The following is an 18,527-nucleotide window of genomic DNA, read 5'->3' on the forward strand; positions in this document are numbered from 1 at the left end:
TGATGATCGCCGGCGGCCTGCAGGTTCGTCGGATGATCTGACCGGTCAGCGGTCGCTGGCGACCGCGATCGATCGATTGATCGACTGCATCGAAACGGGCGTCCCCAGGGGGCGCCCGTATTTTTATGGGCGTTCGCCCGGGTCGGTCGGATCGTCCGGTGCCGGGGCGGTTCCGTGGATGCGCGGCGCGAGGATCGCGGCGGTGGCCGACGGACTTCGCATCCAGCCGAAGTGGTCGGCGCTTCGGCCCTGCGTTGAATCGGTGACGACATTACACGTTGCCGGCGCCGCGGTCAGCTTGCCGAGCAGCCACTCCATCGACGCCCTGGGCACGAAGCGGTCGTGCTCCATGGCAACGACGTGGACCGGGAGCGCCAGCCGCGCCAGGGCAGGATCCTCGTCGCGCGTAGGTCGTCCCCAGGCGTAGCGTCCGGTTCGACCGGTGCGGGCCCAGTCGAGCATGAGCTGCCGGGCCTCGGTTCCGGCGAACCCCAGCCGCTTGCCCGGGTAGTAGCCGAGAACGCGGACGAGCGCCGGCAGGAGCGTCAGCATGGCGAGCAGGCCGATGCCGGCCGGAGCGGGGTAGCAGCGCCAGTAGGGGGCGCCCCCGGCGACGAGTGCGAGCCCCTCGATGCGGCGGGGCGCGAGTGCCGCGGCGAGACAGGCCAGCTGCGAGCCTAGACTGTGGCCGCCGAGCCACAGGCCGCGGTGTCCCGCACCCTCGTGCGCCGCCGCGATCGCAGCGGGCAGGTCGAGATCGAGCAGTTCGTCGTAGCCCCAGTCGACGCCTCTACGAGCTCGAAGCGAGGACGACCCGTTTCCGCGCCACTCGTGGAGCAGAACCCGCACGCCCCGTTCACCGAGCATTCGACCGAACGGAATCAGGTTGCGGGCGCTGATGCCCATGCCGGGCAGGAACAGCAGGGTCGGGCCTTCGTTCGGGCCGATCTCGATCAGCTCGAAACGGTGCCCGTCGTCCGCCTCCACGGCGACGGTGCGTTCTTCGTGCGCCATCGTCCCTATTGCACCAGCGAGATGCCGATGCCGATCGTCGTCTGTCGATGGTTGTAATCGATCAGTGTTTCGCCGTAGCCGCTGAAGACCTGAAGGTAGGCCTTGAGGTCACCGTACAGCGGGTAGTGCCAGTCGAACTGGACGGCACCCCGACGTTCGCCGGGGGCCCAGCGGCCCATCAGGCCGAAGTCGTGCCGGCCGCGCGACCAGTCGAAGCGGATGTCGCCCCAGCCCAGGTAGTCGTCGATGTCCGGGTTGTCGTCGTCGCTGCCGCGGACCGTCCACCACGGACGCACCAGCAGGCGGTAGCGGCCCCGCTCGAAGCCGAAGGTGGCGTAGACCCGGTTCCAGCTGCGCGAAAGGGGGTCGGCCCGGCCATTGGACTGGTGCATGAAACCGAGGTTGACCATCCGCCAGCGCCAGCCCAGCAGGTCGACGCCCGTGCGGATGCTGGCGAAGAGTTCGGGGGAATAGTTGGTCTCGCGAAAGGGCTCCGACTCGACCGAGTTGTACGCCTGCCAGTTCGATTGCTGCGTATAGGCCGCCCACAGATCGACGTTGTCGCCGACCAGGTTGTCGGCGAACTTGGTCTTCAGGCTGAACTGGAACTTGACCTCGGCCTCGTTGATGCTGCGGGGAGACGGGGCGACCGCGCCGGGGAGGTCGACGAAGGGCGCCCGGTTCGGGCGATTGCTCCAGCGCACCGGCAGGAGGTAGACGGGTCGATGCCGCCGGAGGTGCAGCAGGCCGCCGTCGGTCGCATCGTCGAGTTCCCATTCTCGCGTCATGGCCGAGCGCGTCAACGGCGTCTCGTCGTCGTCCGCGCTCGGCAGGGATTCCAGCCCCTGCTCGCCGGCGGCGGCCAGTCGACGTTCCTCGTCCAGCTCGATACGGGCCCGCTCCTCGGCGGAACGGGACACCTCGGCGCCCGGAAGGGCGTCATAGCAGGCCAGCCGGCGGTCCGGATCGTCCAGGCGGCGACAGGCATCGACCGCCTGCGGTAGCGCGAGCGGTTCGATGGCGTCGTCGGGCGGGCTCGCGTCCCGGGCTGCGACGGCCGCCGGCAGGGCCAGGGCCGCGCACGCGATCACGCGTGAAATTCGTGCAAAACGGGATTTGCGGATGGATTGCATGTTGGAGTATGCTCCGAAGAAGCGCCTAGCGCGTGGGACCAGAAGAGCCACAGACAGGACGAGTTGAACAGCCAAATATAAAGCGAGGGAAGCCCCATGATACGGAAGTCCATCTTTGCCGCGGCCGCGATTTCGCTGGCCGTCAGTGCAGTTGCTCAGGAGCCGAAGGATCCACCGTCGTCCGGCAACAGCGTAGAGCCCGGAACCCAGGGCGTCGTCGGTGACAACTTCGGATACACGTTTTCGGATTCGAGCGGTGCGACCTGCCAGTTCGATTTCGTCGATATCTCCGCATCCGGCGCGCCGACCTTCAGCGGGGACGACGTCGCTTCGGCCCCGATCCCGATCCCGACCGATTTCGATTTCTACGGGACCCAGGTCACCGAACTCGTGATGGCGTCCAACGGCTACCTGTCGACCGACAACACCGATACCGGTCCCGACCTGTCGAACGACTGTCCGCTCCCTGCGACGCCGAGCACCGGCGGCGGAGCCCGCATCTACCCGATGCACGACGACCTGATCTCGGACGGTTTCTACGAGTACTTCGCCAACTGCCCCCGCCCGTCGGACCAGTTCCCGGTCAGCGGTCTGGGCTGCCACGTGTTCCAGTGGAACAACGTGACCCACTTCGGCGGCGGCGGTCCGTGGTCCTTCCAGGCCATCCTGTATGACGACAGCTACGAAATCGTCTTCCAGCACCTGGCCGGCAACCCGGAAGACGGTTCCGGTTCGACCACCGGCATCCAGAACGCCGCGGCCGATGACGGATTGACCTACGCCTGCAATACCGCGGGCACCGTGGTCGCCGACACGGCTCAGTGCTTCGTGCACCCGGCGCCGTCGGCGCGAGGTGTGGGTGTGCCGGTACCGACCATGAGCCGCTACGGCTTCGTGGCCCTGGTGCTGGTGCTGATGGCCCTCGGTGGAATCATGCTGGTGCGCCGTACCGGCTGATCCCGCCTCACCCGTAGTTCATGTAGAGCCCCGGCGCCTCGCCGGGGCTTTTTCTTGTCCGGACCGGTCCGAATCCTGCAGCGGAACTGCGCATGAAAAAACCCCGGCGGACGGCCGGGGTTCTTTCGGGGTGATGGTGGGCGATGCTGGGTTCGAACCAGCGACCCCTGCCGTGTGAAGGCAGTGCTCTCCCGCTGAGCTAATCGCCCGAAATGGCCGCATAGTGTACCGAAATTCCGCCGCGATGGGCAGTCCGTGCGCCTCAGCGTTTTCCGAACAGCACGCTGTAGAGCGCAGGAATCACCAGCAGCGTCAGCGCGGTCGACATCACAAGGCCGGAGATGATCGCCCAGGCCATCGGAGGCCACAGCGTCGATTCGGTCAGCACCAGAGGCAGCAGGCCGAGCACCGTCGTGGTCGTGGTCATCAGGATCGGCCGCGTCCGTCGTTCGATCGCCGCCCGGATGGCGTCCTGGGCACTGTGCCGGTTTTCGTGTCGTTCCCGCTCGGCCCGATCCAGCAGAACGATGGCATTGTTGACGACGATGCCGACCAGTGCCACGACGCCGAGCATCGCGGTGAAGCCGAACGGTTGGCCGGCCAGAAGCAGGCCGGGCACCACACCGACCGCCGCCAGCGGCACGGTGACCAGGACCAGCGCGGTCAGGCGGAACGAATTGAACTGCCACAGCAGGAATGCGAGCAGCAGGACCGCGCCGATCGGAAGGGCGGAGAACAGCGCGGAGTTCGCGTCGCCGGCCTCGGCGGCCGCGCCGCCGATCGCCAGGCGGACTCCGTCCGGCAGCGTTTCGTCGCGCATCGCCCGCTCGAAGGCATCGAGCACGGTGTAGACCGTCACGTCGTCGGCGGTCTCGGCCAGCACCGAAGTCAAGCGCTGAAGGTCGCGGTGCTCGATGACCGCCGGCTGGAAGCCGATCGCGGGGCGAACGAACTGGGCCAGGGGGACGGTGCGACCATCCGGAGTGGCGACCTCCAGCCCGGCCAGCGCCTCGGCCGCGAAGGCCTCGCCTTCCGGTGCTCGCAGGCGCATGTCGATCGGGTCGGTACCGGCGCGCCAGACCGAAAAGGAACGGCCCAGCGATGCGTCGGCCAGCAATCGCGCGACCTTCGCCCGGGTCACGCCGAAACGCTGGGCCTCGGCGATGTCGATCTCGAAGTCCAGCGACGGGATCCCGGTGCCGAGCTTGTGGCGCACGTCCTCGGCGCCGGGCACGCTTCGGAGCACCCGCATCACCAGCAGGGCTGCTTCGTGCAGCGCGTCCGGATCGCGCCCGTACAGCCGAAGCTCGACCGGCGCGTCGATCGGCGGGCCCTGGCCGAGTCGGTGGGCGATGACCTGGGCTTCGGGAATCGACCGGGGCGCGATGCGGCGGATGTCGTGCATCAGGTCCGGGAGGTCGGCCGAGTCGCGAGAGATGACGACCAGGCGGGCGAGATGCGGCGATGCGGGAATGCCGATCAGGTTGTAGTAGAACCGCGGTCCGCTGAAGCCGGCGAAGACATGGACGGCCTCGACGTCCTCGCGCTCGCGCAGCTGGCCGGCGAGGCCGCGCGCCTGCAGCGCCGAATAGGTGGTCCGCGTGCCCTCGGGGAACCGCAGGTCGACGATCAGTTGATTACGGTCGGTCGATGGAAAGAAGTCGCGCGGCAGGAACTGGGCCAGCGTTGCGGCGACGCCGAGCAGCAGCGCAGCGGCGATCAGGACCCGCCCGGGCCGGCCGGTGGCGATTCCGCCGAGACGCCGGCCGATCCGCTCGAAGCGCGAGGCGCGCCGGTCGGTGCCCGGGTTCGCGTGCAACACGATCGCGCCGGACAGGGGGGTGACGGTCAGCGCGTAGACGAGGCTCACGGTCAGCACCAGCATGACCATGATCGGAATGCCGCGCGTGAAGTCGGCCGTGTCGCCGCGTGACAGGAGCAACGGCGTGAACGCCGCCAGCGTGGTGCCCGTGGCGGCGGTCAGCGGGCCGGCCAGTTCGCGCACGGCACGTGCTCCCGCGGCGGCGCGGCGCAGGCCGCGATCGAGATGGTACTGGAGGTTTTCGGCCATCACGATGGCGTTGTCGACCAGCATCCCGAGGGCGATCACCATGCCGGCGATCGCCATCTGGTGCAGCACGCCGCCGCCGATCGCGAACAGCGCGAGTGCACTGAACGTGACCAGCGGCAGGAGGCTGGCGACGAGCAGGCCCAGGCGCAGGCCCATGAACAGCAGAAGCACCACTGCGACGGTCACGACGCCGATGACCAGCGATCGTCCGAGTTCGGACAGGCGCTGTTCGACCCAGCGCGGTTGGTAGAACATCTCTTCGATGACCAGCGGCTCGTAGCGCGGCCGGATGCGTTCGATCAATGCGCGGACGTCGCGGCCGAACTCGACCGCATTGACCCGGTTGTCGGGAATCACGATGCCGAGCCCGATCGCCGGCCGGCCGTCGATCCACATCCGCTCGGTCGCCGGCTCGCGCGGCACGATCGACACCGAGGCGATGTCCGAAAGCGGCACCAGCGCCCCGTCGGCGAGTTCGATCGGCGTGGCGGCCAGCTCGTCGAGCGAATCGAAGTCGCTGGACGGGTTGACCAGCAGCGATCGTCCGTCCACGTCGAGGCTTCCTCCCGCGACCGTCCGGTTGCGCTCGGCCAGCTGGGCGATCAGGGCGTCCGGGCCCAGGCCGACGGCGCTCGCCCGGGACGGGTCGAGCTGGATCAGCAGTTGCTCGCCGGGGTCGGCCAGCAGTTCGATCCGCGCGATGTCGCGCAGGCCGAACAGGTCGCGTCGAATCGATCGGGCCGCGTCCAGGCGAACCAGTGGATCGTCGCTGCCGGTGATCGCGAGCACGATCCCGTGGGCGTCCATGGATCGATCGTCGAGCTCGATCGTCCCGGCCTCGGGCGGAATTCTCTGCTGGGCCCGATCCAGGGCGACGCGCACCCGGTCCCAGGCGCTTCCGGTGTCGTAGACGTGCTGTCCCAGGCCCACGGTCAGCACGGCGACGCCGAGTCGCGCCGCACCGATGATCTCGTGGACCTCCTCGACCTGCGCCAGCTCCTCTTCCACCGGGTTCAGCACCAGCCGCTCCACCTCGGCCGGCTCGGCGCCCGGCCACTGCACGACGACCTGCGCATAGCGGTAGGGAAAGAAGGGATCTTCCTGGCGGTTCATGCCGAACCACGCGGCCGCGCCGATCAGCGAAAGCAGCAGCACCGTGGCCAGCACCAGCCGGCGGCGCTCCAGGGCCGCATTCAGCCAGCTCACGGCAGCACCCGGACCGGTTCCCCGTCGAGCAGCTGCGACTGACCGCTGACGATCACCCGATCACCGGGCGCGAGGTCGCCGAACACGGTCACGTGACGGCCCTGCAGTCGCCCCACCTGGACCGCGACCGACTCGGCGCGGCCGTCGCGAACCCGGAAGACGCGATGGATCGCGGTCCCGGGATTGACCACCGCCGAGAGCGGCACGGCCATGCCGGGGCGGGCAGCGAAGTCGAGCGAGATTTCGACGGGATCGCCGGGCGCGAAGCCGTCGGCGCCCACGAGCGTGAAAACGGCCGGCGCCGTGCGGCCGGGCGATGCGCGGCCGAGGGAGGCGAGCCGGGCATCGGTGGTCGCGCCGTCGGTGACGCGCCGAACCGCCCGACCGGGCAGTTCGGTGCGGAGGCCGGACGCGCGCTGCGCCGGCAGCCGGACCTCGATCTCGAGTGCGGTGGTGTCGACCAGGTCGACGATCGCCTGGCCGGCGGCGGCGAAGTCGCCTGGTTCGAGGTGCGTTTCGGCGATCCGACCGGCAAAGGGCGCGCGCAGGGCGGCTTCGTCGAGTTGTGCGATCGCTTCGTCGAGGCGTGCCCGGGCCTGGTCTCGCGCGGCGGCGGCGGCGTCGCGCTGGGCGCGCACCTGCTCGAGGTCGTCGGCGGCGACCAGCTCGCGTTCCACCAGTCGCGCCTGGCGCTCCGTGTCCCGTTCGAGCTGGGCCAGTCGCGTCTCGGCCTCGGCCAGCGCGCCGCGTGCGGCTGCGACCCCGGGCTGCAGGCGCGGATTGTCGAGCACCGCGAGCAACTGGCCGGCCTCGACCGCATCGCCTCGCTCGACCCGGCGTTCGGCCAGGGTTCCCGCCTGCAGGAACGACAGCGTCGCGCGCCGGGTCGCCCGGGTCACACCGGGAAAGCGAATCGTCTCCACCGCCGGGACTTCGATCACCGGGGCCGCTTCGACGGGGCGGGGCGGCGGGCTCGCCGCGGCCTGCGGTTCCTCCGACTCGCTGCACCCGGCGGCCGCCAGCAGTGCGGTCAGGAGTGCGATGGACAGGACGGCGGACGCGATCGGCTTCGAATGGAACGAACTGGTCGGCCGGTCAGCAATCGGGGGAACGCGGGCGGTCATCGGCTTCGGTCCTCGAACGGGGTCAGTGGGTTGCGCTGCGCGGGCCGTCGGGCGACAGGCCGTCCATGTAGATCTTCAGGAAGTCGTCCAGGAACTCGTCGTCGGAGCCCATCCCCGGCCACTGGCCGTGGTGGGTGCGCGCCTGGAACCACTGGGTGCAGACCAGGATGAAGAGCGTGACCACGTGAACGGGGTTGACGTCGTCGCGAAACACGCCGCCTTCCTGGGCCTGGCGGACGCGCTGGGCGCCGAGGCGGACCAGCTCGGCATCCATCTCGCCGCAGGTGGTGTCGCCTTCCATGTGGGTCCAGGCCAGCAGTCGGGCGACCTGCGGGTTGTCCTGCAGGAACCGGAAATACTTGACCACCCCGTCGCGCAGCAGGCGGCCGTCCGGTGCGCCGGCCTGCTCGAGTTCCTGCTTCTGTTCGGCCGCGTACTGGGCCAGCGCCTGCTCCTTGGTCGCCTCCCAAAGCGCGTCCTTGGAGCCGAAGTGATGATGGATCAGGCTCTTGGTCACGCCGCTCTTCTCGGCGATCTGTCGCATCGACACGTCGGCGAAGCCGTTTTCGACGAACAGGTCGAGTGCGGCGGCCAGGATCTGGCGGCGGGTCAGGTCCGGATCACGGGTTGCGGTGGCGGTATTCATGCGGCAAGTCTCGCATGAACTGGCCGGCCGGTCAATTCCGACGTTGCAGGGCCGAGGCCGGAACCGCCACGCAGTGGGCGACACGCCGGGACCGCTTGAGTAGACTGGTCCGCCTGTCGAATTGTCGAACCACGAGACCCGCCCATGAGCCGCAAGCGCAAGTCCGTCTCCCCACCGCCCGCCCGGAAAGCCGCCCCCGAACCCGATCGCCTCGTCGCGGTGCTGGCCGCCGTCGGGGTCCTGATCACCGGGTTCATGACCGTTTCGGGAATGATCACCGAGGCGCCGCCGTTCTGCGGCCCCGATTCGGGCTGCGACCTGGTCCAGAACAGCAGCTACGGCACGCTGCTGGGTCTGCCCGTTGCGTTGTGGGGGCTGGTCTGGTACCTGGCGATCCTGTGGTCGGCCACGCTGCTGCCGGCCCGGCTGAAGCGGTGGCGCCGGCTGGCCTGGCTGACCGCCGTGGGTACGGCCGTCAGCCTGTACTTCACCCTCACCGGACTGCTGGTGCTCGATGCCTGGTGCGCCTGGTGCCTGGCCTCCCAGCTGGTCATGCTGGCGCTGCTGATCGCGGTCTTCGCCCGGCGCCCGGAATCGGCGCCGGGCGAACCCTGGCCGCGCTTCGCCGGCGCGCTGCTGCTGGTCGGGGCGGTGATTTCAGGCGGCCTCTACGCCTGGCAGAACGGCTTGTTGCAGCCGCCGGAGGACCCGCGCCTGCGCGGCCTGGCCGAGCACCTCGAAGCCACCGGCGCAAAGTACTACGGCGCGTTCTGGTGCCCGAACTGCCAGGACCAGCGCGACCTGTTCGGTCGCTCGGCCGATCGCTTGCCCTACGTCGAATGTTCGCCCAGCGGCCGGCGCGGCCCGGTGGCCTCCGAGTGCGTGTTCAACGACATCTCCGGCTACCCGACCTGGATCATCGACGGCCAGCGCTACCCGCGCGTCCTGAGTCTCGACGAGCTGGCCCGCTACTCCGGCTACCGGGAGTGGCAGCGGGAGCGCGGCCAGTGAGCCCGCTCGGCCCGCTGCGGCTGGGGCTTTTCGCCCTGGTCCTCGGCACGTCCGTCGCCGCCGACGACGGCGCGACCCGGGCCTTCGAGCGCCTGGTCGGCGACTACGAGGCCTGGCGGCTGGAACAGAACCCGATCGAGGCCGGTCGACGCGGCGACCTGGAGGCCCTCGCCCGCTGGCCCGATCCGACCCCGGCGGCGGTCGACCGCCGCCGGACGCGAGCGCGCGGGTTTCTCGAGCGTCTCCGGGCCATCGACCCCGATGCCCTCGACCCCGCCGACCGCACCAGCCATACGGTGCTGGACTACCTGCTCGCGTCCGACGTCGAGGCCGCGGCCTTCGACCCCGAGCGCGTTCCCTTCGTCAACGACTCCGGGTTCTTCACCACGCCCCTCTACGTCGCGGCGTCGACCCGGCCGGCCACCCTCGAACAGGCTGAGGCCTGGCTCGCCCGGCTCGATGCGCTGCCGGCGTGGCTGGCCGCGCACGTCGACTGGATGCGCAAGGGGGTCGAGGACGGCTTCGTTCAACCCGCCCAGGTGGTCGAGGCCGTCCTGGTCCAGCTCGACACGATCATCGCTTCGGGGCCCGACGACAGCCCGCTGATCGCGCCGATGAACGCGCTGCCGCCCCACCTGGCCGCGGAACACGGAGAACGGCTGCGGACCGAGGCGCGCGCTCGTATCGAGGAAAAGGTGTTGCCGGCCTACGCCGCGGTGGCCGACTTCTTCCGCGACGAGTACCTGGCCGAGCCCCGCGAGAGCATCGGCATCTCCGACGTGCCCGGGGGCCGGGCCTGGTACCGCGCCCTGGTCCGCCGCCACACCACCCTGGACACCACGCCGGAAGCGGTCCATGCCCAGGGCCTGGCCGAAGTGGAGCGCATCCGCGGCGAGATGGAGGCCATCGTCGACGAGGTCGGGTTCGAGGGCAGCTTCGCCGAGTTCCTGGCCTTCCTTCGGACCGACCCACGGTTCTACGCCGAGACGCCCGACGAGCTGCTGATGCGGGCGGCGTGGATCGCCAAGCGCGCCGACGACCGGATGCCCGAGTTCTTCGGCCGTCTTCCGCGGCTGCCCTACGGCGTACGCCCGGTGCCGGAGCACCTTGCGCCGACCTATACAACGGGCCGCTACTGGCCGGGCGACCTCGAGAACGGCGTCGCCGGCGGGTACATGGTCAACACCTACGCGCTGGACCAGCGCCCCCTGTACGTCCTGCCGGCCCTGACGCTGCACGAGGCGGTGCCCGGGCACCACCACCAGAACGCGCTGTCGCAGGAGCTCGAGGACGTGCCGGAATTCCGCCGCAACACCTACATCACGGCCTTCGGCGAAGGCTGGGGCCTGTACACCGAGTTCCTCGGCATCGACATGGGCATCTACACCACGCCCTACGAGCACTTCGGCCGGCTGACCTACGAGATGTGGCGGGCCTGCCGGCTGGTCGTCGATACGGGCATGCATTACTTCGGCTGGACCCGTGAACGGGCCGAGGCCTGCCTGCTCGAGAACTCCGCACTGGCCCCGCACAACGTCCGTACGGAAGTCACGCGCTACATCGCCTGGCCGGGCCAGGCGCTGGCCTACAAGACCGGCGAGATTCTGATCCGGGACCTGCGCGCTCGAGCCGAGGCCCGCCTGGGCGACCGCTTCGACCTTCGCGCGTTCCACGACCACCTGCTCGGGCAGGGCGCGATGCCGCTCGACGCACTGGAAGAACGGATGGAGCGCTGGATCGAAGCCCGCGCGGGCGCGTCGACGGCCGAAGCGTCCGACTGACCGGCTCAGAGGCCGATCGCGAACAGCCCCAGGCAGAGCACCAGGCCGGCCAGCGGAACCACCACGGTCAGTGCGCCCATGGCCGGATAGGCGGCCGCGTGGGTCTCGCCGCAGATGGCGCGGATCGTGGTCACCACGTAACCGTTGTGCGGCAGCGAATCCAGCGCACCGGAGGAAATCGCGACCACTCGGTGAAGCTGGTCCGGATCGACGCCCTGGTCGATGTAGTGCGGCCCGAGGATCGGCAGGGCGATCGCCTGGCCGCCCGAGGCCGAGCCGGTCATGGCGGCGATCGCCGAAACCGCGATCGCCGCGCTGACCAGGCCGTTGCCGGGCAGGTGGGTCACCCAGTCGACCGCCGTCTCGAAGGCCGGCGCCGCCTTGGCCACCGTACCGAAGCCGACCACCGCGGCCGTGTTGCCGATGGCGATCAGCGCGCCGGTGCCGCCTTCGGCCAGCGCCTCGCCGGGCGCGTGCAGGTGACGCAGGTTGATCGCGGCAGCGGCCAGGCAGCCGGCCAGCAGCGCGACGATCAGGGCCGAGGTGCCGAGCGCGTCGTGGGTCGTGAAGGAAATCCCCAGGACGACCAGCAGCGGTACCGCGGCCAGCGCCGGGTGGGGCAGGTCGCCGCGGCCCGATGCGGGGTCGAAGTCACGCGCCTCGAACGACTCGCCGCGCGCGACCGCGCGATCGAGCATCCATTTCAGCCAGACGTAGCCGGTCGCGGCCATGAAGATCGCGACCACCAGGCTGGCTTGCCACGCCGCCAGCGGGCTGGTGCCGAGGAACTCGACCGGAATCCAGTTCTGGATTTCCGGTGACCCGGCCGAAGTCATCGTGAACGTGACCGAGCCGAAGGCCATGGTGGCGGGAATGAAGCGGCGGGGCAGGTCGGCATCGCGGAACAGCGCCAGCGCCATCGGGTAGACCGAGAACGCGACGACGAACAGGCTGACCCCGCCGTAGGTCAGCACCGCGCAGGCCAGCACCACGGCCAGTGCAGCGCGGGCGCTGCCCAGCCGGGCGACGATCCAGTGGGCCACGCTCTCCGCGCCTCCCGACGACTCCATCAGCTTGCCGAACAGCGAGCCGAGCAAGAAGATGAAGAACCAGGCCGCGATGAAGCCGGTGAAGCCGCTCATGTACTGGCCGACCAGGTTGACGCCGTCCTCGGCGGCCAGCGGCGGCAGCAGCGCGATGCCGCTGGTCAGCGCGACCAGCAACGCACACAGCGGGGTGGCCACGAACAGGCTCATCCCGCGCATGGTCAGCACGATCAGCAGGGCGAGGCCGCCAAGCAGCCCGATCAGACTCAGCATGAGGCGTGTCCGTTGCGATTGCGTTCTTGACAGGACCTCATGGTGCGGCGACGGCGCAACGGCGAACACTGTACCAAGGTCCAACGGGGCCGCTCCGCGTCGGCGGACGGTGCCGACGGTCCCCTGTACCTTGGTCCAATTCTCATCGCGACCTCCGTTCGTAGACTGCGACGTATCGGTGCCGGACCGTGTTCGAAATACGGCCGTCGCTCGTCACCCAACAAGAACACCGAACCCGAGGTCGACAATGAAAGCTTCCGTTTCCATGCAATTCGATGAAACGAACCGCGTCCGCGTCCTGGATCGCGCGATCCGCCTTGCGCTGGTCACCGGACTCAGCCTGGGCCTGGGCCTGGCCCACGCGCAGGACGATGGCGGTGACGAAGAGGGCGCGTCGACCGAGGAGGCTGCCGATCTCGGCGCGGTCGAGGTCACCGCTCGACGTCGCCAGGAAACCCTGCGCGACGTACCGATCTCGGTCACCGCGATCAGCGGCGAGGACCTCGAGGATCGCGGCGCCCAGGACATCACCTACCTCAATCAGGTGGTGCCGAACGCGACCATCGAGATCTCGCGCGGAACCAGCAACACCCTGTCGACCTTCATCCGCGGCGTCGGCCAGCAGGACCCGGTCGCCGGCTTCGAGGCCGGGGTCGGCATCTACCTCGACGACGTCTACCTGAACCGCCCGCAGGGCGTGGTGCTCGATATCTACGACGTGCAGCGGGTCGAGGTCCTGCGTGGACCGCAGGGAACGCTGTACGGCCGCAACACGATCGGCGGCGCGATCAAGTACGTGACCCGCCGCCTCGGGCGCCAGCCGGCCGGCAGCCTCGAGGCCTCGATCGGCAGCTTCTCGCAGACCGACCTGATCGCCTCCGGCGAAATGCCGATCGGCGATACCTTCGCCGTCGGCGCGTCGATCGCTTCCTTCGATCGCGACGGCTTCGGCGAGAACCTGACCACCGGCAAAGACAACTACGACAAGGACCTGCTGGCGATTCGCGCCAGCGCCGAGTGGACTCCGACGCACAACCTGTTCGTCCGCCTGGCCGGAGACTGGAGCGAAGACGACTCGAGCCCCGTCGGCGGGCATCGCCTGATTCCGGGCCTGTTCTCGGGCGCCCCCGTGCTCGACGATGTCTACGATTCCCGCGGGGGGATCGCCGGCCGCCACGAGGCCGAGCAGAAGGGTGCGGCGCTGACCGTGGAGTACGACATCAACCCGAACTGGCTGTTCAAGAGCATCACGGCGTATCGCGAAGACGACAACTGGCAGCAGATCGACTTCGATGCCTTGCCGGCTGCCGACGTGGACGTTCCGGTCAACTATTCCAACGAGCAGTTCAGCCAGGAGTTCCAGCTGCTGTTCACCGCCGACCGGGTCAGCGGCGTGGCCGGTTTCTACTACCTCGACGCCAACGCGTTCAACGCCTTCGACGTGCTGCTGGCCGAAACCGGCGACCTGATCGACCTGCCGGGCCTGAATGCGTTCACCCTGGGCGACGTCGATACCTCGTCGTGGTCGGTGTTCGCCGACGTCAGCATCGACCTCGCCGATTACTTCGGCCTCGCCACCGGGCTGGAGTTGTCGCTGGGCGGACGCTACACGAGCGACGAGCGCGACTCGCGGGTGCTGCGGCAGACCTTCGTCGGCGGCAATTCGCCGCGCTTCGGCGGCATGGGTGTGCCGATCGCGACGACGTCCGACTTCCGCGGCGAAGAGGAGTTCACCGAGTTCACGCCGCGCGTCAGCCTGGCCTGGCAGCCGAACGAGTTCCACAACCTGTACGCGAGCTACAGCCAGGGCTTCAAGGGTGGCGGTTTCGATCCCCGCGGCCTGACCACCGCGGCGCCGGACTTCGACGGCGACGGCACCGTGTCCGAGGGCGAGGTGTTCGAGTTCATGAAGTTCGAGCCGGAAATCGTCGATACCTACGAGGTCGGCATCAAGTCCAGCCTCTTCGACCGCCGCGTTTCGACCAGCCTGGCCGTGTTCCACAGCGACTACACGGATATCCAGGTGCCGGGCTCGATCGGCGTGGACACGGACGGGGACGGCCTGTCCGATACCTTCGCCGGGGTCACCACCAACGCCGGCGAGGCCACGGTCCAGGGCGTCGAGTTCGAGGGCTCCGCGCTGCTCGGCCGCAACCTCATGACCGACGGTGACTCGTTCACCGCACGGACCGCGATCGGCTACATCGACGCCGAGTACGACGAGTTCATCGCCCTGGTCACGGATCCGGCCAGCGGCGCGCAGGCGCTGCAGGACGTGTCCGATCAGCGCGAATTCCAGAACACGCCGGACTGGACCGCCCACCTCGGTCTGCAGTACGACCGCCCCGTCAACTGGTTCAACGTCGCCGGCAGCTTCTCGATCCTGGGCGGCTGGTCCTACCGCGGCGAAACCAATCAGTTCGAAACGCCGTCGGAATTCCTGGACCAGGACGCCTACTCGCTCTACGACCTGAGCCTGGTCTGGAAGCGCCTGGACGGCAAGTACGAAATCGGCCTCTACGGCCGCAACCTGGCCGACGAGGAATACAAGACCTCCGGCTACCTGTTCGCGACGCCGGACGGCAGCGCATCGACCCTGGGCCTGGAAGGCATCGCCAACGCCTTCTACGGCCCGCCGCGCACGATCACGCTGACCGGCCGAGTGAACTTCTGACGCGCGGGTTTCTTCCCACGTCGTGCGTCGGGTGATGCAAGACTCCCATTGACGACACCCGTTCCGGGCCGGCCCTGCCGGCCCGTTTTCTTTGCCGGCCCCGGCGGGCGTCCGGGTCGGCGAAACACGCTAGGCTAGCCCCATGAACGTCCCCCTCCGACGGCCCGAAGAACAGCCTCTGCCGGTGCTCGGCCGGATCCCGCGCGGGCCGTGAGCGATCTGTCCGGCGGATTGCTGGCGCTGGCGGGCCTGACCTGGCTCGGCCTGCTGTTCGCGGTCGCCGTGTTCGGCGAGCGCCGCCCGGCCGGATCCCGCGCCTGGTGGCCGGTGGTCTACTCGCTGTCGCTGGCGGTCTACTGCACCGCGTGGACCTTCTACGGCGTCACTACGCAGACCGTGCGCTCCGGTTGGCCGATCCCGCCCACCTTCGTCGGCACCATCGTGCTGTTCGCGCTGGGCGGGCCGTTCCTGATCCGCCTGGTGCGCCTGAGCAAGCGCCACAACACCACGAGCATCGCCGATTTCATCGCCAGTCGCTTCGGCAAGTCCTCGGCCCTGGCCGCCGTGGTTACCGCGGTCGCGGTGCTCGGGATGGTGCCGTACATCGCGCTCCAGCTGAAGGCGGTGGCGATGAGCTTCGGGACCGTTGCCGGCCTGGCCGAGAACGAGGCGGGTCGTGCGGCCTGGCAGGACCTGGCGTTCTACGTCGCCGTCGTCATGGCGTTGTTCGCCGTGCTGTTCGGAACGCGTCGCGCCGTGGCGACCGGCCACAACCGGGGGCTGGTGCTCGCGATGGGCTTCGAGAGCCTGTTCAAGCTCACGGCGATGCTGGCCCTGGGCCTGTTCGTGGTGTTCGGCCTGTTCCAGGGCCCGCTGGACCTCGCGGCCCGCACGCCGGAGCTGCCGTTCCGCGAGCCGGCGTCCTTCGCCACGCTGACCCTGCTCGGCGCGCTCGCGATGTTCACGCTGCCGCACCAGTTCCATATCGGCGTGGTGGAGTGCCGCGACGAGCGCCACGTGCGCACCGCCCGCTGGCTGTTCCCCGTGTTCCTGCTGCTGATCGCTCTCCCCGTGCTGCCGCTCGCGCGCGCAGGCGTGGCCCTGCTCGGCGACGCCGGGGTGGCCCCGGACCTCTACGTGCTGATGCTGCCGCTGGCCCACGAGCAGTCCGCGCTCGCGCTGTTCGCGTTCCTGGGTGGTCTCAGCGCTGCGACCGGGATGGTCATCCTGGCCAGCCTCACCCTGTCGATCATGCTCGGCAACCACTGGATCACCCCGCTGCTCCTCAAGCGTCCCGGCGCATCGGGCCGCGACCTGTTGATCCCCGTGCGGATCCAGCGCCGGGTCGGCATCGTTGCCGTGCTGATGCTGGCCTACGTCTACAGCCGCCTCAGCGGGTCGGCCGAGGCGCTGGCCGACATCGGCGCGTTGTCCTTCTCGGGGCTGGCCCAGCTCGCCCCGGCGGTGGTGCTTGCGGTCTATCGTCCCGGCCTGCCGGCGCGCTCGATCCTGGCCGGCCTGCTCGGCGGCGTGGCGGTCTGGGCCTACGTGCTGCTCTGGCCGCTGACCGGTCCGCCCGACCCGGGCGCTGGATGGCCGGCCTGGCTGGCCCCGTCGGGCCTGTTCGGGCTGGCGGGTCTCGACGCCCTGCCGCGCGCGGTCCTGGCCAGCCTGCTCGTGAACCTGGCGATCGTTGCGGCGACGGCCCGGCGATGGTCGCCGGTTGGCCCATCCAACGACGATGTGCCGTTGCCGGACTCGGTGCTCGACGGTCTGGCCGAACGCTTCCTGTCGCCGGAGCGCCGGCGCCTGCTTCAGGTGCTCGGCGCCGGGTCGTTGGAGCGTGAGCGCGCCGTCGAGCACGAACTGGCCGCCGTGGTCGGCGCGGCGTCGGCGCGGCTGCTGCTCGACGCTGCGCGGCGCCGCACGCCGGCCCCGCTGGATACGGTGGCCGAACTGGTCGGCCAGGCCGCGGAACAGGCGCAGTTCAGCCAGGCCGTGCTGTCCGGCGCGTTGGAGAACATGAGCCAGGGCATCTGCGTGGTCGACGCCGACCTTCGTCTGGTGGCCTGGAACCGTCCCTATCTCGACCTGTTCGACTACCCGCCGGAGCTGATCCGGGTCGGCCGGCCGGTGGCCGAGTTGCTGCGCCACAACGCGCGCCGAGGCCTGGTCGAAACCGAGGACCTCGATGCGGCCATCGAGCGCCGTCTTGCCCACAAGCGGGCCGGCACGGCCCATCGGATCGAGCGATCCTGGCCCGACGGCCGCATCATCGAGATCCGCGGCAATCCGATGCCGGGCGGCGGCTTCGTCGCCACCTTTGCCGACGTGACGGCGTTTCGACGGGCGGAAAGCGAATTGAAACGGATCAACGAGACGCTGGAGCAACGGGTCGCGGCTCGCACCACCGAGCTTCGCGAGGCGATGGTCCAGGCCGAGAAGGCGAACGCGGCCAAGAGCCGCTTTCTTGCCGCCGTCAGCCACGATCTCGTCCAACCGCTGAACGCGGCCCAGCTGATGACCCACTCGCTGTCGGCCCGGCTCGACGCCGAGGCACCGCGCCGGGTCCTCAAGCAGATCAGCGGCGCCCTCGGTGCGACCGAGGACCTGCTCGCGGCGCTGCTCGACATCTCCCGCCTGGATGCCGGCGGACTGGAACCCCGGCGGTCCCGGTTCGCGCTCGACGACCTGTTCGAGCAGCTGGCCGGCGAGTTCCGGGTGCTGGCCGAAGCGCGGGGCCTGGTTCTGAGGTGGCGGCGCTCCGGCCGCTTCGTCGAGAGCGACCCGCAGCTGCTTCGGCGCATCCTGCAGAACTTCCTGTCCAACGCGGTCCGGTATACCCATCGAGGGGGCGTTCTCCTGGCCGCTCGCCGTCGCGGCGATTCGGTGCTGGCCGGCGTCTGGGACACGGGTCCGGGGATCCCCGAATCGGCGCGGGTCGAGGTGTTCGAGGAGTTCCGCCGGCTGGACCCGGACGACGCAGCACCCGGCCTCGGTCTGGGCCTGGCCATTTCCGATCGCATGGCGCGCCTGCTCGATCACCGCCTGGTGCTGGAAAGCCGGGAAGGGCGGGGCACGCTGTTCGGCGTCGTGCTGCCGGCAGCGGCAGCGGAGACCGCAGGCGAGGCCGATGCATCCGGCCCGGCCGCCATGGACCCGGCGCCGTCGCGCGTGCTGCTGGTCGACAACGAGCCGGCCATGCGGGCCTCGCTGGAGGCCCTGTTCACCGACTGGGGGCTGGACACGGTCGCCCGCGGCAGCCACGACGAGGCCCTGGCCGCCGCTCGCGACTCCGGCCCCTTCGATCTTCTGGTGCTCGACTACCATCTCGATCGAGGGCGAACCGGCATGGATGTGCTGCAGGCGCTGCGCGACCGGGGCATTTCGGCACCCGCGGTGCTGGTCAGTGCCGACCATGCAGCGGCGGTGCGCCGCGCCGCGCGAGCGGCCGGCTGCGCGCTGCTCCACAAGCCGATCCGGCCGCTGGCGCTCAAGAGCCTGCTCCACCATCTGCGGGCCGGCGGCAGCCGCAACGGCCCGTCCTGAGTCGGCTACCCTGTGGGGTCCGTCTCACCGAGTGTCCGAACC

General features: G+C 69.6%; 11 protein-coding genes and 1 tRNA gene. 5 read left to right on the forward strand and 7 right to left on the reverse strand.

Going from position 1 to position 18,527, the window contains the following annotated elements:
- Positions 1-123: 123 nt before the first annotated feature.
- Complete coding sequence (locus KUV67_13155; GenBank protein MBY6205833.1) at positions 124-1,014, reverse strand: alpha/beta fold hydrolase; 891 nt, start codon at positions 1,012-1,014, stop codon at positions 124-126.
- Between the two features lie 5 nt (positions 1,015-1,019).
- Entirely contained in the window at positions 1,020-2,105 is a 1,086-nt protein-coding gene (locus KUV67_13160) for a phospholipase A (GenBank protein ID MBY6205834.1), read from the reverse strand.
- A 138-nt stretch (positions 2,106-2,243) separates the two neighbouring features.
- Between KUV67_13160 and KUV67_13165 the strand changes: the two genes are divergently transcribed.
- Positions 2,244-3,104 (forward strand): hypothetical protein, encoded by an 861-nt coding sequence (locus tag KUV67_13165; GenBank protein ID MBY6205835.1) that lies wholly within the window; start codon positions 2,244-2,246, stop codon positions 3,102-3,104.
- A 134-nt stretch (positions 3,105-3,238) separates the two neighbouring features.
- Here the strand turns inward: KUV67_13165 and KUV67_13170 are convergent.
- The 4 genes from KUV67_13170 to KUV67_13185 form a co-directional block, all read right to left on the reverse strand.
- A tRNA-Val gene (locus tag KUV67_13170) sits at positions 3,239-3,313 on the reverse strand.
- Between the two features lie 53 nt (positions 3,314-3,366).
- Positions 3,367-6,381, reverse strand: a complete 3,015-nt coding sequence (locus KUV67_13175; protein MBY6205836.1) for an efflux RND transporter permease subunit — start codon at positions 6,379-6,381, stop codon at positions 3,367-3,369.
- On the reverse strand, positions 6,378-7,505 hold the full coding sequence (locus KUV67_13180; GenBank protein MBY6205837.1) for an efflux RND transporter periplasmic adaptor subunit: 1,128 nt from the start codon (positions 7,503-7,505) through the stop codon (positions 6,378-6,380). The genes KUV67_13175 and KUV67_13180 overlap by 4 nt, the downstream gene beginning before the upstream one ends.
- 22 nt (positions 7,506-7,527) lie before the next feature.
- Positions 7,528-8,151 carry a TetR/AcrR family transcriptional regulator gene (locus tag KUV67_13185; GenBank protein MBY6205838.1) on the reverse strand — a complete coding sequence of 208 codons (624 nt, stop codon included), beginning with the start codon at positions 8,149-8,151 and terminating at the stop codon, positions 7,528-7,530.
- A gap of 144 nt (positions 8,152-8,295) precedes the next feature.
- Here KUV67_13185 and KUV67_13190 point away from each other — a divergent pair, with 144 nt between their 5' ends.
- A complete protein-coding gene (locus KUV67_13190; GenBank protein ID MBY6205839.1) occupies positions 8,296-9,162 on the forward strand; it encodes a vitamin K epoxide reductase family protein in 867 nt (288 codons plus the stop codon).
- On the forward strand, positions 9,159-10,943 hold the full coding sequence (locus tag KUV67_13195) for a DUF885 domain-containing protein (GenBank protein ID MBY6205840.1): 1,785 nt from the start codon (positions 9,159-9,161) through the stop codon (positions 10,941-10,943). The genes KUV67_13190 and KUV67_13195 overlap by 4 nt, the downstream gene beginning before the upstream one ends.
- 5 nt (positions 10,944-10,948) lie before the next feature.
- Here the strand turns inward: KUV67_13195 and KUV67_13200 are convergent, their stop codons facing one another.
- Positions 10,949-12,262: a GntP family permease gene (locus KUV67_13200; protein ID MBY6205841.1), complete on the reverse strand. Its 1,314-nt coding sequence runs from the start codon at positions 12,260-12,262 to the stop codon at positions 10,949-10,951.
- Between the two features lie 247 nt (positions 12,263-12,509).
- Here KUV67_13200 and KUV67_13205 point away from each other — a divergent pair, with 247 nt between their 5' ends.
- Together KUV67_13205 and KUV67_13210 are read left to right on the forward strand one after the other, a co-directional pair.
- Positions 12,510-14,936, forward strand: coding sequence for a TonB-dependent receptor (locus KUV67_13205; protein MBY6205842.1), 2,427 nt, complete (start codon positions 12,510-12,512; stop codon positions 14,934-14,936).
- A 210-nt stretch (positions 14,937-15,146) separates the two neighbouring features.
- Positions 15,147-18,485 carry a hybrid sensor histidine kinase/response regulator gene (locus KUV67_13210; protein MBY6205843.1) on the forward strand — a complete coding sequence of 1,113 codons (3,339 nt, stop codon included), beginning with the start codon at positions 15,147-15,149 and terminating at the stop codon, positions 18,483-18,485.
- Positions 18,486-18,527 lie beyond the last annotated feature (42 nt).

The sequence above is a fragment of the Halomonas denitrificans genome, from assembly GCA_019800895.1.
Taxonomy (GTDB): domain Bacteria; phylum Pseudomonadota; class Gammaproteobacteria; order Xanthomonadales; family Wenzhouxiangellaceae.

What these genes read in the sequence shown, in the direction of transcription:
- KUV67_13155 (MBY6205833.1), bottom strand. Translation starts at nt 1,014, where the DNA reads ATGGCGCACGAAGAACGCACCGTCGCCGTGGAGGCGGACGACGGGCAC.
- KUV67_13165 (MBY6205835.1), top strand. Translation starts at nt 2,244, where the DNA reads ATGATACGGAAGTCCATCTTTGCCGCGGCCGCGATTTCGCTGGCCGTC.
- KUV67_13180 (MBY6205837.1), bottom strand. Translation starts at nt 7,505, where the DNA reads ATGACCGCCCGCGTTCCCCCGATTGCTGACCGGCCGACCAGTTCGTTC.
- KUV67_13185 (MBY6205838.1), bottom strand. Translation starts at nt 8,151, where the DNA reads ATGAATACCGCCACCGCAACCCGTGATCCGGACCTGACCCGCCGCCAG.
- KUV67_13190 (MBY6205839.1), top strand. Translation starts at nt 8,296, where the DNA reads ATGAGCCGCAAGCGCAAGTCCGTCTCCCCACCGCCCGCCCGGAAAGCC.
- KUV67_13200 (MBY6205841.1), bottom strand. Translation starts at nt 12,262, where the DNA reads ATGCTGAGTCTGATCGGGCTGCTTGGCGGCCTCGCCCTGCTGATCGTG.
- KUV67_13205 (MBY6205842.1), top strand. Translation starts at nt 12,510, where the DNA reads ATGAAAGCTTCCGTTTCCATGCAATTCGATGAAACGAACCGCGTCCGC.